Origin of the sequence: Bacillus sp. FSL W8-0223 (genome assembly GCF_038006805.1) — a bacterium.
GTDB classification, from domain to species: Bacteria; Bacillota; Bacilli; order Bacillales; family DSM-4216; genus Bacillus_O; species Bacillus_O smithii.
Map to the genome: position 1 here is coordinate 822,976 of NZ_JBBOVX010000001.1, position 13,209 is coordinate 836,184.

The following is a 13,209-nucleotide window of genomic DNA, read 5'->3' on the forward strand; positions in this document are numbered from 1 at the left end:
AACAAATAGTTTAAGTCTGATAAAGAGAGTGTTGTTTTACATATGTCGAAAATCAAACTGCTTTATTTGTTTGACAATAAGGCACAATGAAAAGTTGCGAAAATTTGAAAAATCGAACTGAATTGTAGGGAAGGAATTGAATGTTGATCGATCTCTCTTCCCTAAATAAAATTCCAAAATCAAATTAAAGTAGTGCGAAAAGGAAAAATAAAATCCTTTTGCGATTGCAGTTGTTGCTACTAATCCGTCAATGATGGGCAAAGAGAATCAATCTTATTTAGATTTTCGTTCAACTCTTTAAGGATATCTCTATATAAAAAAGAGTGAAAAACTTTATATGTTGTGATTGTTTAATCAAAACGAAAACGTTTTAAATGATTGATTACAAGTTTGCTGGAAGTGTGGATCGAATTCATAAAACCAGAATATCTGCTGTTCCAGAGATTGTTTCCATCCCTTGGAGATCTATTTTAGGTATTTCCGAGGTGATGGATTTTTTATGTATGAATGTATGGATTAAGTGTTTTACAACATGTTCTTTATAAGTTAGAAATTCTCTTTTGGAATAAATAATTTTCTCATAAGAATGCATCTGACAGGACGATTTTTGCCGGATAGCATTGGAAAATGACCTTTTAGCTTTATTATGAAGACAGCCATTGAAAGGACGAATACAATTTAAGTAGCAAGAAATGTATGTATAGAAGGAGGATGGGGGAATGAAAGTGTCTTTAGATATTGACAATGACTACGATGAGACGACCGTGACCATTCACTGTAAAGAAGTCGATGACACAATTAAAGAAATTCTTGATTTCTTAAAAGGAATGGAAACGGAATTTATCGTGGGTAAGAATGGGGATATGAATTATATTTTAAAGCCAAATGAAGTTCATTTTTTTCGTACAGAAGGAGATTTTGTTCAGGCTGTCACGGCTAAAGGAACATTTAAATTGAAGGAAAAGCTGTATGAGCTCGAAAAATTGCTTCCCTCTAACAAATTTGTTCGCATTTCTAAGTCCGTTATTGCCAATCTCCATGAGTTGAGTCGATTTGAAGCATCGTTCAACGGCACTCTATGCGTTTATTTTAAATCAGGAGAGAAAGAGTATGTTTCGCGGCATTATGTCCAAGCAATTAAAAAAGCATTAAAAATGAACAGGGGGAAAAAAGAATGAAAGCTTTTTTATACAGAAGCATCATTGGAATATTGATCGGTTCCTTTGTGTCCGTCATGGTCACCGGCGGTATCATCTATTTCGGTCATATACATGTTATTGATGGTGAAATTTTTATTAAAAACTCGCTGGGATCCATATTTTGTGGATGGTTTTTTACCGTATCTCCGCTTTATTTTGAAATAAAATCACTCCGTCTTTCGCAGCAAACGGCTTTGCATTTTATTACCATCATCGTGCTGTATTTTAGCTTGTCCTTAGGAATTGGATGGCTCCCCTTTGATATAAAAAGCATCTTGATTTCAGCAGCTATTTTTATAGCCATCTATATAGTCATTTGGGTCAGCTACTATTTATATTACAAAAACTTAGCAAAACGAATGAATGAAGATTTAAAGAAAATATAATAAAACATTCCCTTCAAAATTGCTTCAAGTGTCAATTTTGCACCGGAATTATCGCTAGGCATTTATCAAGCGTTTCAAAATGGAGAAATGGAAACGGCCTTAAAGCTCCACCAGCGCTTGGCTTACTTGCCTCTTTTGTATAAACTGGATTCGCCGTTTGTCAATGTAGTGAAAGAGGCGATTGCACTGAGAGGCATCAATGTTTCAACGTATGTTTTACCGCCTGCCCGACCACTTGATCCGCTTAAAAAGGAAGAACTGAAAAAAATATTGCAAAAAGCTGGAGTTTTATCATCGTCATAATCAAGAACGGCCCGATCTGTTCATCGACAGATACGGGCCGTTGAAGTTTTCATGTTGAACGTTTGCTTTCTATCAGGGGGTATTATTTTGCCAAGTTTTTTTCGAATTGGATATGAAATGAAATTTTCAACAAGAGATTGTACCAATATAGTGCAGAATAAAATGTTGCAGCTGGAAACAAGAGAAGGTTACATAGGTAATGGATTCAAAATGCGGATGATCCATCATGATGGATTCTCATTCCGGGGATGAATGTTTTTTTGGATTGGTTGCATACTACGGAAAGAAGAAAGGAGTGGAAGGGATGCTATCACAAGACCAAATTACCGATTTTCGGGGGCGGCTGTTAGATGCAAAAAAGGATTTAGAAAAAAGGTTACAAATGAACGATCGTTATAATCTAGAAAGCGGGCATCCTCACAGTTCGGTGGGCGAACTGTCCAGCTATGATAACCACCCTGGGGATGAAGGTACAGAGCTTTTTGAAAGGGAAAAAGATTTGGCGCTGGACGAGCATTCCCGACTCGAATGGCGGAATATTCGTCGCGCGCTTGAAGCCATAGAGAATGGAACGTATGGAATATGTGAGAAATGCGGAAAAGAGATACCGTATGAACGATTGGATGCACTCATAACCGCAACCACATGTAAAGAACATTCACCGGATCAGGAAACATCACGTTCTCGTCCGGTGGAAGAAGAAGTATTAACGCCTCCATTCGGGAAATTTGATGGTGACGATCGAGATGAATCGGTTGCTTTTGATTCGGAAGATTCTTGGCAAGCAGTGGCGGAATGGGGAACTTCAGAAACGCCGTCGGATTTTATTGAATCTCCGCTTCATTATAATGATATGTATATTGAGTCGGAAGAAAATGTTGGATATGTAGAAGATTATGAGAATTTTATCGGAAATAATATCGTTGGAAAAGGGATCAAGGTGTACCCAAATGATCAACATGAGATATTCGAAGAAGCTCTTGACGAGGAAGGAATCATGACTACTTTCGGCGATCTCCATCCTTTTGAACGAGAACCTTATGTCGAAGATAAAAAGATAAAACGAACCCGTGACGAATAAGAGCGGATTTTTCGTTATGGTGGATCGCTCCATTATTTTGGCTGCTTTTGAAAAAAGGAAAGCATCTGTTGATGTTTGATGAGACAAAACCGTTCAGCATATCTCGTTCCAGAAAGGAAAAAATAAAAAAGGAGGGGGGAATGATCATATGGGAAAAACAAAGGCCGGAAATGCCAACGCGCAGCGCAACAATCAGGCAAAGCAAAAAAACGGTTATCCTAAAATCACTAATTATGCTCAAATGGAAGCAGAAATCATGCGTGAAAAAAAGCGGGATTAATGGAATTGGAGATGTCTTGTTTTACCGGTTGAATAATTTTAATATAAATAAAATTATGAATATACACACAATATCCACAATCATATTGTGGATATTTTTTGGAAAAGCACCAGTCGGGATGGACTGGTGCTTTTTGGTGTTATAGTTTCTTCTTTTGTGAATTTACCCGTTGATCAGCGGCGTCGGATCGTGACTGTGCTTCCAAGTCAGCGTGATCCGCCAATTCTTGTGAATACTCCACATCTCTGCCGTCTGTTTTTAAGTTTTTCGGAACTTGAGGAAGCTTTTGTTTATTTTTGTCTCTTGTTTTTTGATGATGTGCGCGGCCCATTTCAAAAACCCCTTTCATAAAAGTGGCGGCAATAAGCTCCGCATTTATACTTTTTCCGAATGGGTTCTTTTTATCCAGGTGTCCCCTTTAGCTTTTAAGTAGAAAGGAAATTTGCCGCAATGCCCGATTGGTTCTGCCAAGTTTCATTTTTTAGCAATAAATATTATCGCTCTTTTTTCGTAAATCCGCCGGCGCGATCTGCCATTTTAAAATCGCGTGCATAGGAAATTTCTTGAGCGCGTGAAAGTGTGCTTTTTATTTTATTTTGCTTTCTCTTATCCAAATTGGATCATCCTTTCGTGGAAAATATTGTTTATTCTTATGTTTTCCTTTTTCTTGAGAGTCATACCAATGGTTTTTACAACAAAGCAAAAAATTTATAATGTTATACAGAGGCGTAAAGAGGTGAAATCAGAGTGAAGGTAATTACGAAAATATCCGTCCAGCAAAATAACAAAGAGCGGTACAATATTTTTATCAATGAAGCCTTTGCCTTTAGTGTGGATGAGGCCGTTTTGGCACGTTTCCGACTTAAAAAAGGGATGGAGATAGAGGAAGAGGACATCGCTGAAATTTTGCATGCGGATGAGGTTCGAAAGGGATACCAAGATTCGGTCTATTATTTGGCAAAAAGAATGAGAACTGAGAAAGAAATTCGAGAATTTTTGCGAAAAAAAGAATACAACGACGAGGTCATTGATCTCGTGGTCCAAAAGCTGTATGTACAACATTATCTCGATGATCGCGATTTTGCCAAGGCCTATGTCCATACTCAAATGAAGACAACAGATAAAGGGCCGATTGTGGTGGCGGGGGAACTGGCGCAAAAAGGCGTGGATCAGAGTATTGTGGAACAAGTGCTGGAGCTGTATGGAAAAGAGGAGCAAGTAAACAAAGCAAAAAAACTGATCGGAAAAGTATTTCAACGGAATTCTAATGAAGCTTTTCTTCAAAAAAAGCAAAAAGCGATTCAGCTTTTAAGGCGTAAAGGATTTTCCGGTGAGGTCATTTCCGAAGCGCTCGCTGACAATATACAAAAAGACGAGGAAAATGAAAAAGAAGCGCTGTTTTACCAGATGGAAAAGGCATTTAGACGCTATCGGAGCGAAAGCGAGAACGAGCGTTTTCGAAAAGTTCAGCAATATTTGTATCGAAAAGGATTTTCAATGGAAGACATTCAGCAAGCGGTCGAGCAGTTCAGGGAAAAGAATGATTTTATTTGAAAATTGTTCCGCTTCTTTGCTTGCTGGAACGTCCATTTTTAGACAAAGAATACCAAGCTGAGCCAATCTTTTTTATCCTTGAATCCATTCTTGAGAAAAATACTAGCACCACGGCAATTGACATTTTCTTATAATTGGACACGTTATTTTCTTTTATCTTTTTTCATCATTAGCGATTCAAGACAAAGGTGCGGTAAAATGAAAAAGAATTATTGAAAGGGCTATTTGAGGCTTCTTTGAAAATGGTTCTTTCTTTTATAAGTGTTGGTGTATGAACCTATGAGCAAAAAGTATGGGAGAAGGTGGACAATGGTGGAAAAACGCTACAGCGAAATGAGCGAATATGAATTAAAACAGGAAATCTCTCGTTTAAAAGAAAAAGCCCGCAAGGCCGAACAATTGGGAATGGTGAATGAATTGGCTGTGATGGAGAGGAAGGCGGCAATGGCTGAAGCTTACCTTCTCAATCCGGATGATTTTAAACCGGGTGAAGTATATGAGATTGCAGAAGATCCGGGGAACTATTTTAAAATCGACTATTTAAAAGGAGTTTTCGCTTGGGGGCACCGTCTGAATGGGAGCGGCCAGGAAGAAGCTTTGCCAATTTCGCTTTTAAGACGCAAGTCGGATGCATAATCGAGTAGGAGGGAGCGATTAACTCCCGTCCTCTCACACCACCGTACGTACGGTTCCGTATACGGCGGTTCAATTAAGATAATTGACGCAAGTCTTTATAACTTCCGTGAATAGCTGTTCTCTTTATGCCAGTGGTCACTCCACCCTCCAAGAGGTCTCCCACGGGATTCACCGCTTCCTCCCTCAAGTGAGGTACTACGTTTTCTGTGTTCATCATGACTCACTGAATACCAAGGGCTATTCTCTCTTAATTGTTCGGTCCTTCTTAGTTGTTCTAGACCAACTAATACTATGACCTCTGCTGACTTCTGACGGTTCAGCTACTTATCACTAAGTAGGTTATGAAGAGTACTTCACATATCCGCCAGACCTCCCCGGGTAAGTACATGCACTTTCACACCATCTATCCGCCTCATTTACTCGATATGACCTTCGACAGAAAGAGCTTTGTTTTGTTATGCAAACTCACTCCATCATACCTAGCCTTATATGAGGTTCGTGTTCCTCGGACCGGTGTTTTGCCTCCAGCTTCCTTCAGATTCCGCGTCACCACGGACACCCTTGCTCTTGGCTAACCTCTACTTCTGTCTTCGGGGTTCGGGACTTACACCCTATAGTTCATGTACATGCCGGGCGCACATAAAGACTCCCATCCCAATAGTAAGGGATGGGAGTCGCAGGATTTCATGAAAGAAACGGATTGTAATTGGAAATCATGCTAAGGCTCATTAGACCATTCTCTTTGGCCTGAAGCTTGCATACGTTCTTGAGGATGCGTGTTGGTTGTTCCGTCCGCCCGCTTTGAAGCGTATTCCGCCTTTGCTCGAGGCTCGCCCTCGAATTTATGGCTGTTTAGGTTCGGGAAATTTTTAGCTTTGTTCCGCATCGCCGTAGCCTCCTTTTTACAAAGAGATCATCCTCTCTTTGCTTTTTTAGTATCGGTAAAATACGAACAAATTATGATATTGCAAGGAAGAAATACATAGTAGAAATCACGGCGACGTCAACTATCTAAGAAGCAGGGAGCGCTTTTTTTCTTTTGTATGAAGAATGTACGTATTTAATGGGAATTCGGGATGAAATCCAATTTTTTTCGCAGTTTTTCTTCGCTGAATACCCATCCGGTATAGGATCCGATGATGTTATAATCTAGATCAAGCTGCACAACGGCGACAAAAGGATAGTGCCCATTGTTTCGATAACGCAAATCGATAAATTTAATTTCATAACAGTCATCATATTTGGACAATTCCCAGCGGTAAACGGGTGAAAAGTTTAGAAAAGCCGATAAGTTTTTATCTTTTTTCGCGGCCTCTAAGAGTGGAGTATCAGGTATAGGCGTTCTTTTGAATTTATCCAAAATGGTAATCGAACGGCGATATCCTCTTGCCACATAGAAATAGTCAGGTGTTTTCACGGCAATCCGCCATATAAAAAAACGGATCGTCGGAGCAATGATAATTTCTTCTGCATCCGGTATCAATTGCCTGACTGCTGAACGGATAGACTGTTGGACTATAAATCTTACTATATAATAGAATAGGATCAGTACATATATGTTTAAAAACGTGATGCCGGGGTTGAATCCGTTAATCCATAGAATAATCCCGACCACATGAACCGCGAAAATAAAAGGATCAAAAGTATTGATCGTTCCAAGCGCCAGCCATTTGGTGGAAAACGGCCTCAGTGCCTGTGTGCCATATGCGTTAAAAATATCGACTAAAACATGGAGAAAGACTGCTAATTGGGCCCACATCCATAAATGAAACAAATTGACTTCCGGAAAAAGAGGCCCCAATACAGCACAAATCAATAAAGGCCACAATAGAACAGCGGGGATCGAATGGGTAATTCCGCGGTGATTTCGAATATAGACGGCATTGTTCTTCAATTTTAAAATGGTATCGATATCAGGAATTTGTGATCCGACGATAACTGATGCTAAAACAACGTTTGACGAAACGGTGCCATGGGAAATGACAGGATCCAGTGTGGATAAGCCCCCTAGCGCAATTCCCATCACGAAGTGTGTTCCAGTATCCAAAAGGATTTCCTCCTTTGATATCCATCCTTGTTAAAAAAATGATAATGGGAATAAAAACGGATTGCAATGCAAGATATTGCCATTTGAGAAAATTTCAAAAGCTGATGGCGGCCGATTTTGCTTCTTTCCCACAAGCTAATTGAACAACTACCGTTAATGTACTGAACGAAAAGATATTTTGATTCCACGATTGTCTGTGAACGTCTCAATTTAATTTTTTTCATAGCATTCCCATTTTGTCTCAATATTAACATCACGGAGGTAAGCAGTGAAGGGCATGAATTTAAAAGAGATCGATACGGAAAAATTTCAACATGACTTACTGGAATGGTATAAACGTGAAAAAAGGGATCTTCCTTGGAGAAAAGAGCGTGATCCTTATAAAATATGGGTTTCAGAAGTCATGCTTCAGCAGACAAGAGTAGACACCGTGATTCCTTATTTTGAACGGTTTATGGAAAAATTCCCAACTTTAGAAGCCTTGTCGGAAGCGGAGGAAGAACAAGTTTTAAAAGCCTGGGAGGGTTTAGGGTACTATTCAAGAATTCGAAACCTTCATTCAGCAGTAAAAGAAGTAAAGGAAAAATATGGAGGGAAAGTCCCGGATACATTGGAAGAGATGACTTCTTTGAAAGGTGTAGGCCCGTATACAGCGGGGGCTGTCTTAAGCATTGCATACGGTAAACCTTATCCTGCCGTTGATGGAAATGTCATGAGAGTCGCTTCTAGAATTTTATCTATTTGGGAAGACATTGCTAAACCGGCTTCTCGAAAGATATTTGAAGAAGCCATTCATCATCTTATGTATACGGAAGATCCTTCTTCGTTTAATCAAGCATTAATGGAATTGGGCGCTTTAATTTGTACTCCGACATCTCCGTCTTGTTTATTATGTCCGGTTCGAGAACATTGCCATGCATTTGAAGAAGGGGTTCAAGAAGAACTCCCCGTCAAAACGAGAAAGAAAAACATGAAGCTTGTTCATATCGGAGCGGTTGTTTTGAAAAACAAAGAAGGTAAATTTTTGATCCATAAGCGGGAAGCAACCGGATTACTTGCAAATCTTTGGGAATTCCCTAATTTTGAAATGACCTCATTTTTAGATCCTGAAACGCGACTCCGTAAATTATTGGAAGAAACATACAAAGTAGACTCTTTGATCCATAACGGCACATTTGCAAAAATCCAGCATGTTTTTTCTCATTTGACTTGGGACATTGATGTTTACGCCGGCGAGATACAAAATGAGATACCGGAAGACGAAAGAGTGAAGCTGGTCAAACCCGAAGAGATTCAGGATTTTGCATTTCCGGTATCCCATCAAAAGATTTGGAAAGAATACAAAAGAACGATACGAGAATGAGAATCACCCCAAGCATAAGCCTTGGGGTGACGTGAATTCTCTTATTTGACGGTATTTTATTAATCAGAAAATCACAAGAAGCGTGTTTATTCTAATCCGGATTCCACACCTTTTGTGAGGCCGCCGCGCCGCATAATTTCTTCCGTAATTTCACGATGAAGCGTCTGTCCTTCTGCATTTAAATAAGGCATGATTTGTTGGAAAGCGTGATGAAAATAAGAAAGTTCCTCTGTTTTCCATTTATTTTTTGGCGTCATCGATAATGTTGTCATGTCGCGACCGGTATACATTGTACTACCTCCGTTTCCATCAAGTACTGTTAGTTTTCAATGAAACAGCTTTTTTTATACGAATGTAGACATCTAAAAAGAGTTGTCCGACCTTCCAATAAAAAGTAAAATAGAGGGGATGTTTCATGCTGCATAAACGGTCCATCACATCCTCTTCAAGAGTAATAACAAACGGATAACAACACATTTGACTGACTTTAAGCAGAGAAGAAATGAAGATCTTCATCCGAAGGCAATGATACATAGGCTAACTTGTTTTATAAAAAACGGGAATAGGGAAGAAAGGATGAAAAAAATGAGCAATAAAGTTGCATTAGTAACAGGAAGCAGCCGAGGAATCGGGAAAGCGATTGCGATAGAATTAGCGAGGAAAGGCTATGATGTAGTGGTAAATTATGCTCGCAGCAAATCAAAAGCTTTGGAAACAGCAGAAGAAATTGAAAAACTGGGCCGAAAAGCGCTGGTTGTAAAAGCCAACGTTGGGGATGTCGAAAAAATACGTGATATGTTTCAGCAAATTCAAGAAGAATTTGGCCGTTTGGATGTATTTATTAACAATGCGGCCTCCGGTGTTCAGCGGCCGTTGATGGAGTTGGAAGAGAAGCATTGGGACTGGACCATGGATATTAACAGCAAGGCGCTCCTTTTTTGTGCACAAGAAGCGGCGAAGTTGATGGAAATCAATGGAGGAGGAAGCATCGTCAGCATCAGCTCTCTCGGCTCCATCCGCTACTTGGAAAATTATACCGCTGTGGGCGTTTCAAAAGCGGCGGTTGAAGCTTTGACGAGATATCTTGCAGTGGAACTTTCGAAAAAGAATATTGTGGTCAATGCGGTATCAGGCGGCGCCGTTGATACGGAAGCATTAAAGCATTTTCCGAATAGAGAAGACATGCTGGAGGATGCGAAAAAGAATACACCTGCCGGAAGAATGGTGGAAATCGAAGATATTGTGAATACGGTTATGTTTCTGATTTCGAAAGAAGCCTCGATGATTCGCGGACAAACCATTATTGTCGACGGAGGCAGATCATTGCTCGTATAAAAATATTTTTAACTTTGTTTGGATATTTTTCACCTCGATGGACAAATTAATAACCGTGGAGGTGATAATGATGGCAAAACAAAACCAATTCACATCTAACACAAACGCGGAAAAAGTAAAACAACAAAACGCTGCATCTGCTCAAGGATCTAAATTTGGAACAGAATTCGCTTCTGAAACAGATGCACAGCAAGTAAGACAACAAAATGCTGCGTCTGCGAAAAACCAATCTCAATCGCAACAATCTTCTTCTTTTGCGACTGAGTTTGGTTCTGAAACAGATGTGCAAAAAGTGAAACAACAAAATCAACAAGCAGAAAGTCGCAAAGCGCAAAATTCAAGCGGCTCAAATCAACAAAATCAATAAGTACACAAGGGAAGAGATACATAGTAGTATGTGTCTCTTCTTTTTTTTAGTTGGAAAAGATGGAATCAATCCCCATTATATGAAATCATCCTGTGAATGAAAAGTTAAAATTTTCGATAAAAATGTTGAAGAGCCGACAGAAAAAGAGAAAGGAAAAAGGGCGGCTGGGAAGAAGTTAATAGAGGAGGATGTGACCGTTTGAGGGGTGATGATGATGTTAGATCGTTTTGATGTATTAGTAAAGGAACAAATGAAAACGATGGAGAAACTGTTGTTATTGCAACAGGAAATAGAGCGGTGCCAGCTAATGGAGAAAGAATTAAAAGAACTTCAGGATATTGCCGGAATGGAAAACCTTGAAAGTGAAATGGACGAGATGAGAAAAAAATTAAAGGAAATACAAAAGGTCTTTGAAGCCCAAACGGATGAAGTGATTCGTACTTATCAAGAGCAAACAGGCGTGAAATTATGAGCGGCGGCGAAAACCGTGGCTCTTTTGTTTTAATTTTAATGGTGAATCGTTATAATATGAAAGTAGAATTGTTTTTTCCTCCTCTTAGGGAAAAGACTGGTGAAATTTTTTTGATACGAAAGTAGGGGACAATCATGGTATTTCCCGCTGAAGGAGAAACCATACAAATTCATAGTTATAAACATGACGGCCATATTCATCGGATTTGGGAAGAAACGTTGGTTTTAAAAGCGACAGAACGTCTTGTCATTGGAGGCAATGACCGAACCATCGTTACGGAGTCCGACGGCAGAACATGGATGACAAGAGAGCCGGCCATTTGTTATTTTCATGCTGAGCATTGGTTCAATATTATTTGTATGATAAGAGAAGATGGGATCTATTACTACTGCAATTTAAGTTCTCCGTTTGTTTATGACTATGAAGCGTTAAAGTATATTGATTATGATCTCGACATTAAAGTGTTTCCCGATATGACCTACTCCCTCCTGGATGAAGATGAATACGCTGAACATCGAAAGCAAATGGGTTATCCTGATGTGATTGACCATATTTTAAAGCGGAATGTGGACAAGCTAATCAAATGGATTGAACAGCGCAAAGGTCCATTTGCACCTGATTTTGTAGACATATGGTACGATAAATATCTTTTCTTAAATAAAAGAAGGTATGGGGTCTGATCCTAAAGATGAGTCAGCCCCTTTTTCCATGGAAAAATAAAGAAGAATATTGATTTTTTGATGTAAGGAGCATTCCTGTTAGAAGGTTTTCGGGGACTTGAACAAAAAGAGCCCTCTTGGTATGATGCGGGGTGTCAATCTGCTAGAATTGACCCCTAATTTGTTAACCAAGGAGGACTCCATATGGATTGTATAGAAAATCAAAAAATTAATCAAGTCACTGAAAAAACACTTGTCGTCGGTATCGACATTGCGAAGCGTACACATTTCGCTTGTTTTGTGGATGATCGTGGTCGTGTGCTTCAAAAATCATTCTCTGTATCCCAATCTCGGGATGGATTTGAGTCCTTCTATCAACGAATATTAAGGGCCATGAAGGATCATGACAAAACAGAAGTCTTAGTTGGAATAGAACCAACAGGTCATTATTGGCTCAATCTCGCTTATTTCTTGGAGGAGCGTGGGATACCCCTCGTTATAACAAATCCAATGCATGTCAAACGTTCTAAGGAATTAGATGACAATCTTCAAACGAAGAATGACCGTAAAGACGCATTAGTGATCGCAAGACTCTTAAAAGATGGACGCTTTAGCTATCCGCGTATTTTAAAAGAAAAAGAAGCTGAACTCCGAGTAGGATCTACTTTTCGAGGTAAATTGACAGAGGAGCTAGGTTCGGTCAAAAACATGATGATCCGATGGTTGGATCGCTATTTTCCTGAGTTCACTCAAGTTTTTCCGTCATTCGGAAAAATGGCCTTGGCCGTACTCGAATGTACTCCATTCCCGAGTGATCTTCACCAGAAACAACCTGATGAGGTATTGGACATTTACCGAAAGGTAGAGGGGTTAAAATCTCCTCAAAGACCAAAAGCGACACAACTCATTCAAGTCGCGGCTCAATCAATTGGAGTAACAGAAGGACGTGAGATGGCCCGTTTTGAAATCGCCACACTCGTTCGTCGTTACCACCAGTTAGAACAAGAAATCGAAAGCATTACTCAGAAATTAGTTGAACTTGTCAAAACATCTGTAGAATATGAATGGCTTACAACAGTTCAAGGATTAGGGGATACGACCATTGTCGATCTTTTAGCTGAAATCGGAAGCTTTTCACACTATAAAGATCCACGCCAACTAATAAAACTCGCGGGATTAACATTACGTGAAAATTCCTCTGGTCAGCATCAAGGTCAAAAGCGTATTTCCAAACGGGTAAGAAGAAAGCTACGTTCCCTCCTTTTCCGAGTGATGATGCCGATGATTCGCCATAATGAAGCCTTTAAAAAGCTACATGATTATTACACAAACCGTAAGGTGAATCCGTTACGCAAGAAGCAATCCATTGTGGTTCTATGCGGAAAGCTATTAAAAGTGTTACATGGAATCTGTACCAAGCACAAAGTGTTCGACGCACAGCGAATGATGAAGGATATCCCTAGTCTCGCAGAGGCTATGTAAAGTTCTACATCTTCTTAACAGACCTAGACAACAGGATGACACGGA

Annotated in this window: 18 protein-coding genes; 13 read left to right on the forward strand and 5 right to left on the reverse strand. The window is 39.6% G+C overall.

The features are described 5' to 3' along the window. Positions 1-719 precede the first annotated feature (719 nt). From NST81_RS04125 to NST81_RS04145, 5 genes are all read left to right on the forward strand, one after another. The gene (locus NST81_RS04125; protein ID WP_003354722.1) at positions 720-1,178 is read left to right on the forward strand and encodes a LytTR family DNA-binding domain-containing protein; all 459 of its coding nucleotides are present in this window, start codon (positions 720-722) and stop codon (positions 1,176-1,178) included. Further along, complete coding sequence (locus tag NST81_RS04130) at positions 1,175-1,585, forward strand: DUF3021 domain-containing protein (RefSeq protein ID WP_048622734.1); 411 nt, start codon at positions 1,175-1,177, stop codon at positions 1,583-1,585. The genes NST81_RS04125 and NST81_RS04130 overlap by 4 nt, the downstream gene beginning before the upstream one ends. 18 nt (positions 1,586-1,603) lie before the next feature. Next, positions 1,604-1,888 (forward strand): dihydrodipicolinate synthase family protein, encoded by a 285-nt coding sequence (locus NST81_RS04135; protein WP_255288017.1) that lies wholly within the window; start codon positions 1,604-1,606, stop codon positions 1,886-1,888. Between the two features lie 304 nt (positions 1,889-2,192). Continuing rightward, positions 2,193-2,969 carry a yteA family sporulation protein gene (locus NST81_RS04140; protein ID WP_048624379.1) on the forward strand — a complete coding sequence of 259 codons (777 nt, stop codon included), beginning with the start codon at positions 2,193-2,195 and terminating at the stop codon, positions 2,967-2,969. Positions 2,970-3,117: 148 nt separating this feature from the next. Further along, positions 3,118-3,249, forward strand: a complete 132-nt coding sequence (locus tag NST81_RS04145) for a hypothetical protein (RefSeq protein ID WP_255288016.1) — start codon at positions 3,118-3,120, stop codon at positions 3,247-3,249. 139 nt (positions 3,250-3,388) lie between these two features. Here NST81_RS04145 and NST81_RS04150 read toward each other — a convergent pair whose 3' ends face one another. Beyond that, positions 3,389-3,580, reverse strand: coding sequence for a YfhD family protein (locus tag NST81_RS04150; protein WP_048622736.1), 192 nt, complete (start codon positions 3,578-3,580; stop codon positions 3,389-3,391). 163 nt (positions 3,581-3,743) lie between these two features. Continuing rightward, positions 3,744-3,863 (reverse strand): YfhE family protein, encoded by a 120-nt coding sequence (locus NST81_RS04155; protein WP_082142242.1) that lies wholly within the window; start codon positions 3,861-3,863, stop codon positions 3,744-3,746. Positions 3,864-3,996: 133 nt separating this feature from the next. On the opposite strand from NST81_RS04155, the gene recX reads away from it, so the two are divergent. Both recX and NST81_RS04165 read left to right on the forward strand, forming a co-directional pair. After that, complete coding sequence (recX, locus tag NST81_RS04160; RefSeq protein WP_048622737.1) at positions 3,997-4,803, forward strand: recombination regulator RecX; 807 nt, start codon at positions 3,997-3,999, stop codon at positions 4,801-4,803. 309 nt (positions 4,804-5,112) lie between these two features. Next, positions 5,113-5,439, forward strand: a complete 327-nt coding sequence (locus tag NST81_RS04165; protein ID WP_003353800.1) for a YfhH family protein — start codon at positions 5,113-5,115, stop codon at positions 5,437-5,439. Positions 5,440-6,157: 718 nt separating this feature from the next. On the opposite strand, the gene NST81_RS04170 is transcribed toward NST81_RS04165, so the two are convergent. Both NST81_RS04170 and NST81_RS04175 read right to left on the reverse strand, forming a co-directional pair. Beyond that, complete coding sequence (locus NST81_RS04170) at positions 6,158-6,325, reverse strand: small, acid-soluble spore protein K (protein WP_048622738.1); 168 nt, start codon at positions 6,323-6,325, stop codon at positions 6,158-6,160. 174 nt (positions 6,326-6,499) lie between these two features. Next, positions 6,500-7,486 (reverse strand): metal-dependent hydrolase, encoded by a 987-nt coding sequence (locus NST81_RS04175; RefSeq protein WP_328202118.1) that lies wholly within the window; start codon positions 7,484-7,486, stop codon positions 6,500-6,502. Between the two features lie 277 nt (positions 7,487-7,763). On the opposite strand from NST81_RS04175, the gene mutY reads away from it, so the two are divergent. Continuing rightward, positions 7,764-8,849 carry an A/G-specific adenine glycosylase gene (gene mutY, locus NST81_RS04180; protein WP_048624380.1) on the forward strand — a complete coding sequence of 362 codons (1,086 nt, stop codon included), beginning with the start codon at positions 7,764-7,766 and terminating at the stop codon, positions 8,847-8,849. Positions 8,850-8,935: 86 nt separating this feature from the next. Here mutY and NST81_RS04185 read toward each other — a convergent pair whose 3' ends face one another. After that, positions 8,936-9,139, reverse strand: coding sequence for a hypothetical protein (locus NST81_RS04185; RefSeq protein WP_048622740.1), 204 nt, complete (start codon positions 9,137-9,139; stop codon positions 8,936-8,938). Positions 9,140-9,434: 295 nt separating this feature from the next. Between NST81_RS04185 and fabL the strand changes: the two genes are divergently transcribed. The 5 genes from fabL to NST81_RS04210 all read left to right on the forward strand — a co-directional run bounded on the left by fabL (position 9,435) and on the right by NST81_RS04210 (position 13,164). Further along, positions 9,435-10,184: an enoyl-[acyl-carrier-protein] reductase FabL gene (gene fabL, locus NST81_RS04190; protein ID WP_048622741.1), complete on the forward strand. Its 750-nt coding sequence runs from the start codon at positions 9,435-9,437 to the stop codon at positions 10,182-10,184. Positions 10,185-10,254: 70 nt separating this feature from the next. Further along, positions 10,255-10,551 (forward strand): gamma-type small acid-soluble spore protein, encoded by a 297-nt coding sequence (locus NST81_RS04195; protein WP_048622742.1) that lies wholly within the window; start codon positions 10,255-10,257, stop codon positions 10,549-10,551. A gap of 211 nt (positions 10,552-10,762) precedes the next feature. Beyond that, positions 10,763-11,023 carry a YgaB family protein gene (locus NST81_RS04200; protein ID WP_048624381.1) on the forward strand — a complete coding sequence of 87 codons (261 nt, stop codon included), beginning with the start codon at positions 10,763-10,765 and terminating at the stop codon, positions 11,021-11,023. A gap of 134 nt (positions 11,024-11,157) precedes the next feature. Next, positions 11,158-11,703 (forward strand): nucleoside tri-diphosphate phosphatase, encoded by a 546-nt coding sequence (ntdP, locus tag NST81_RS04205; RefSeq protein ID WP_003353809.1) that lies wholly within the window; start codon positions 11,158-11,160, stop codon positions 11,701-11,703. Between the two features lie 183 nt (positions 11,704-11,886). Then, on the forward strand, positions 11,887-13,164 hold the full coding sequence (locus tag NST81_RS04210; RefSeq protein ID WP_341028570.1) for an IS110 family transposase: 1,278 nt from the start codon (positions 11,887-11,889) through the stop codon (positions 13,162-13,164). Positions 13,165-13,209 lie beyond the last annotated feature (45 nt).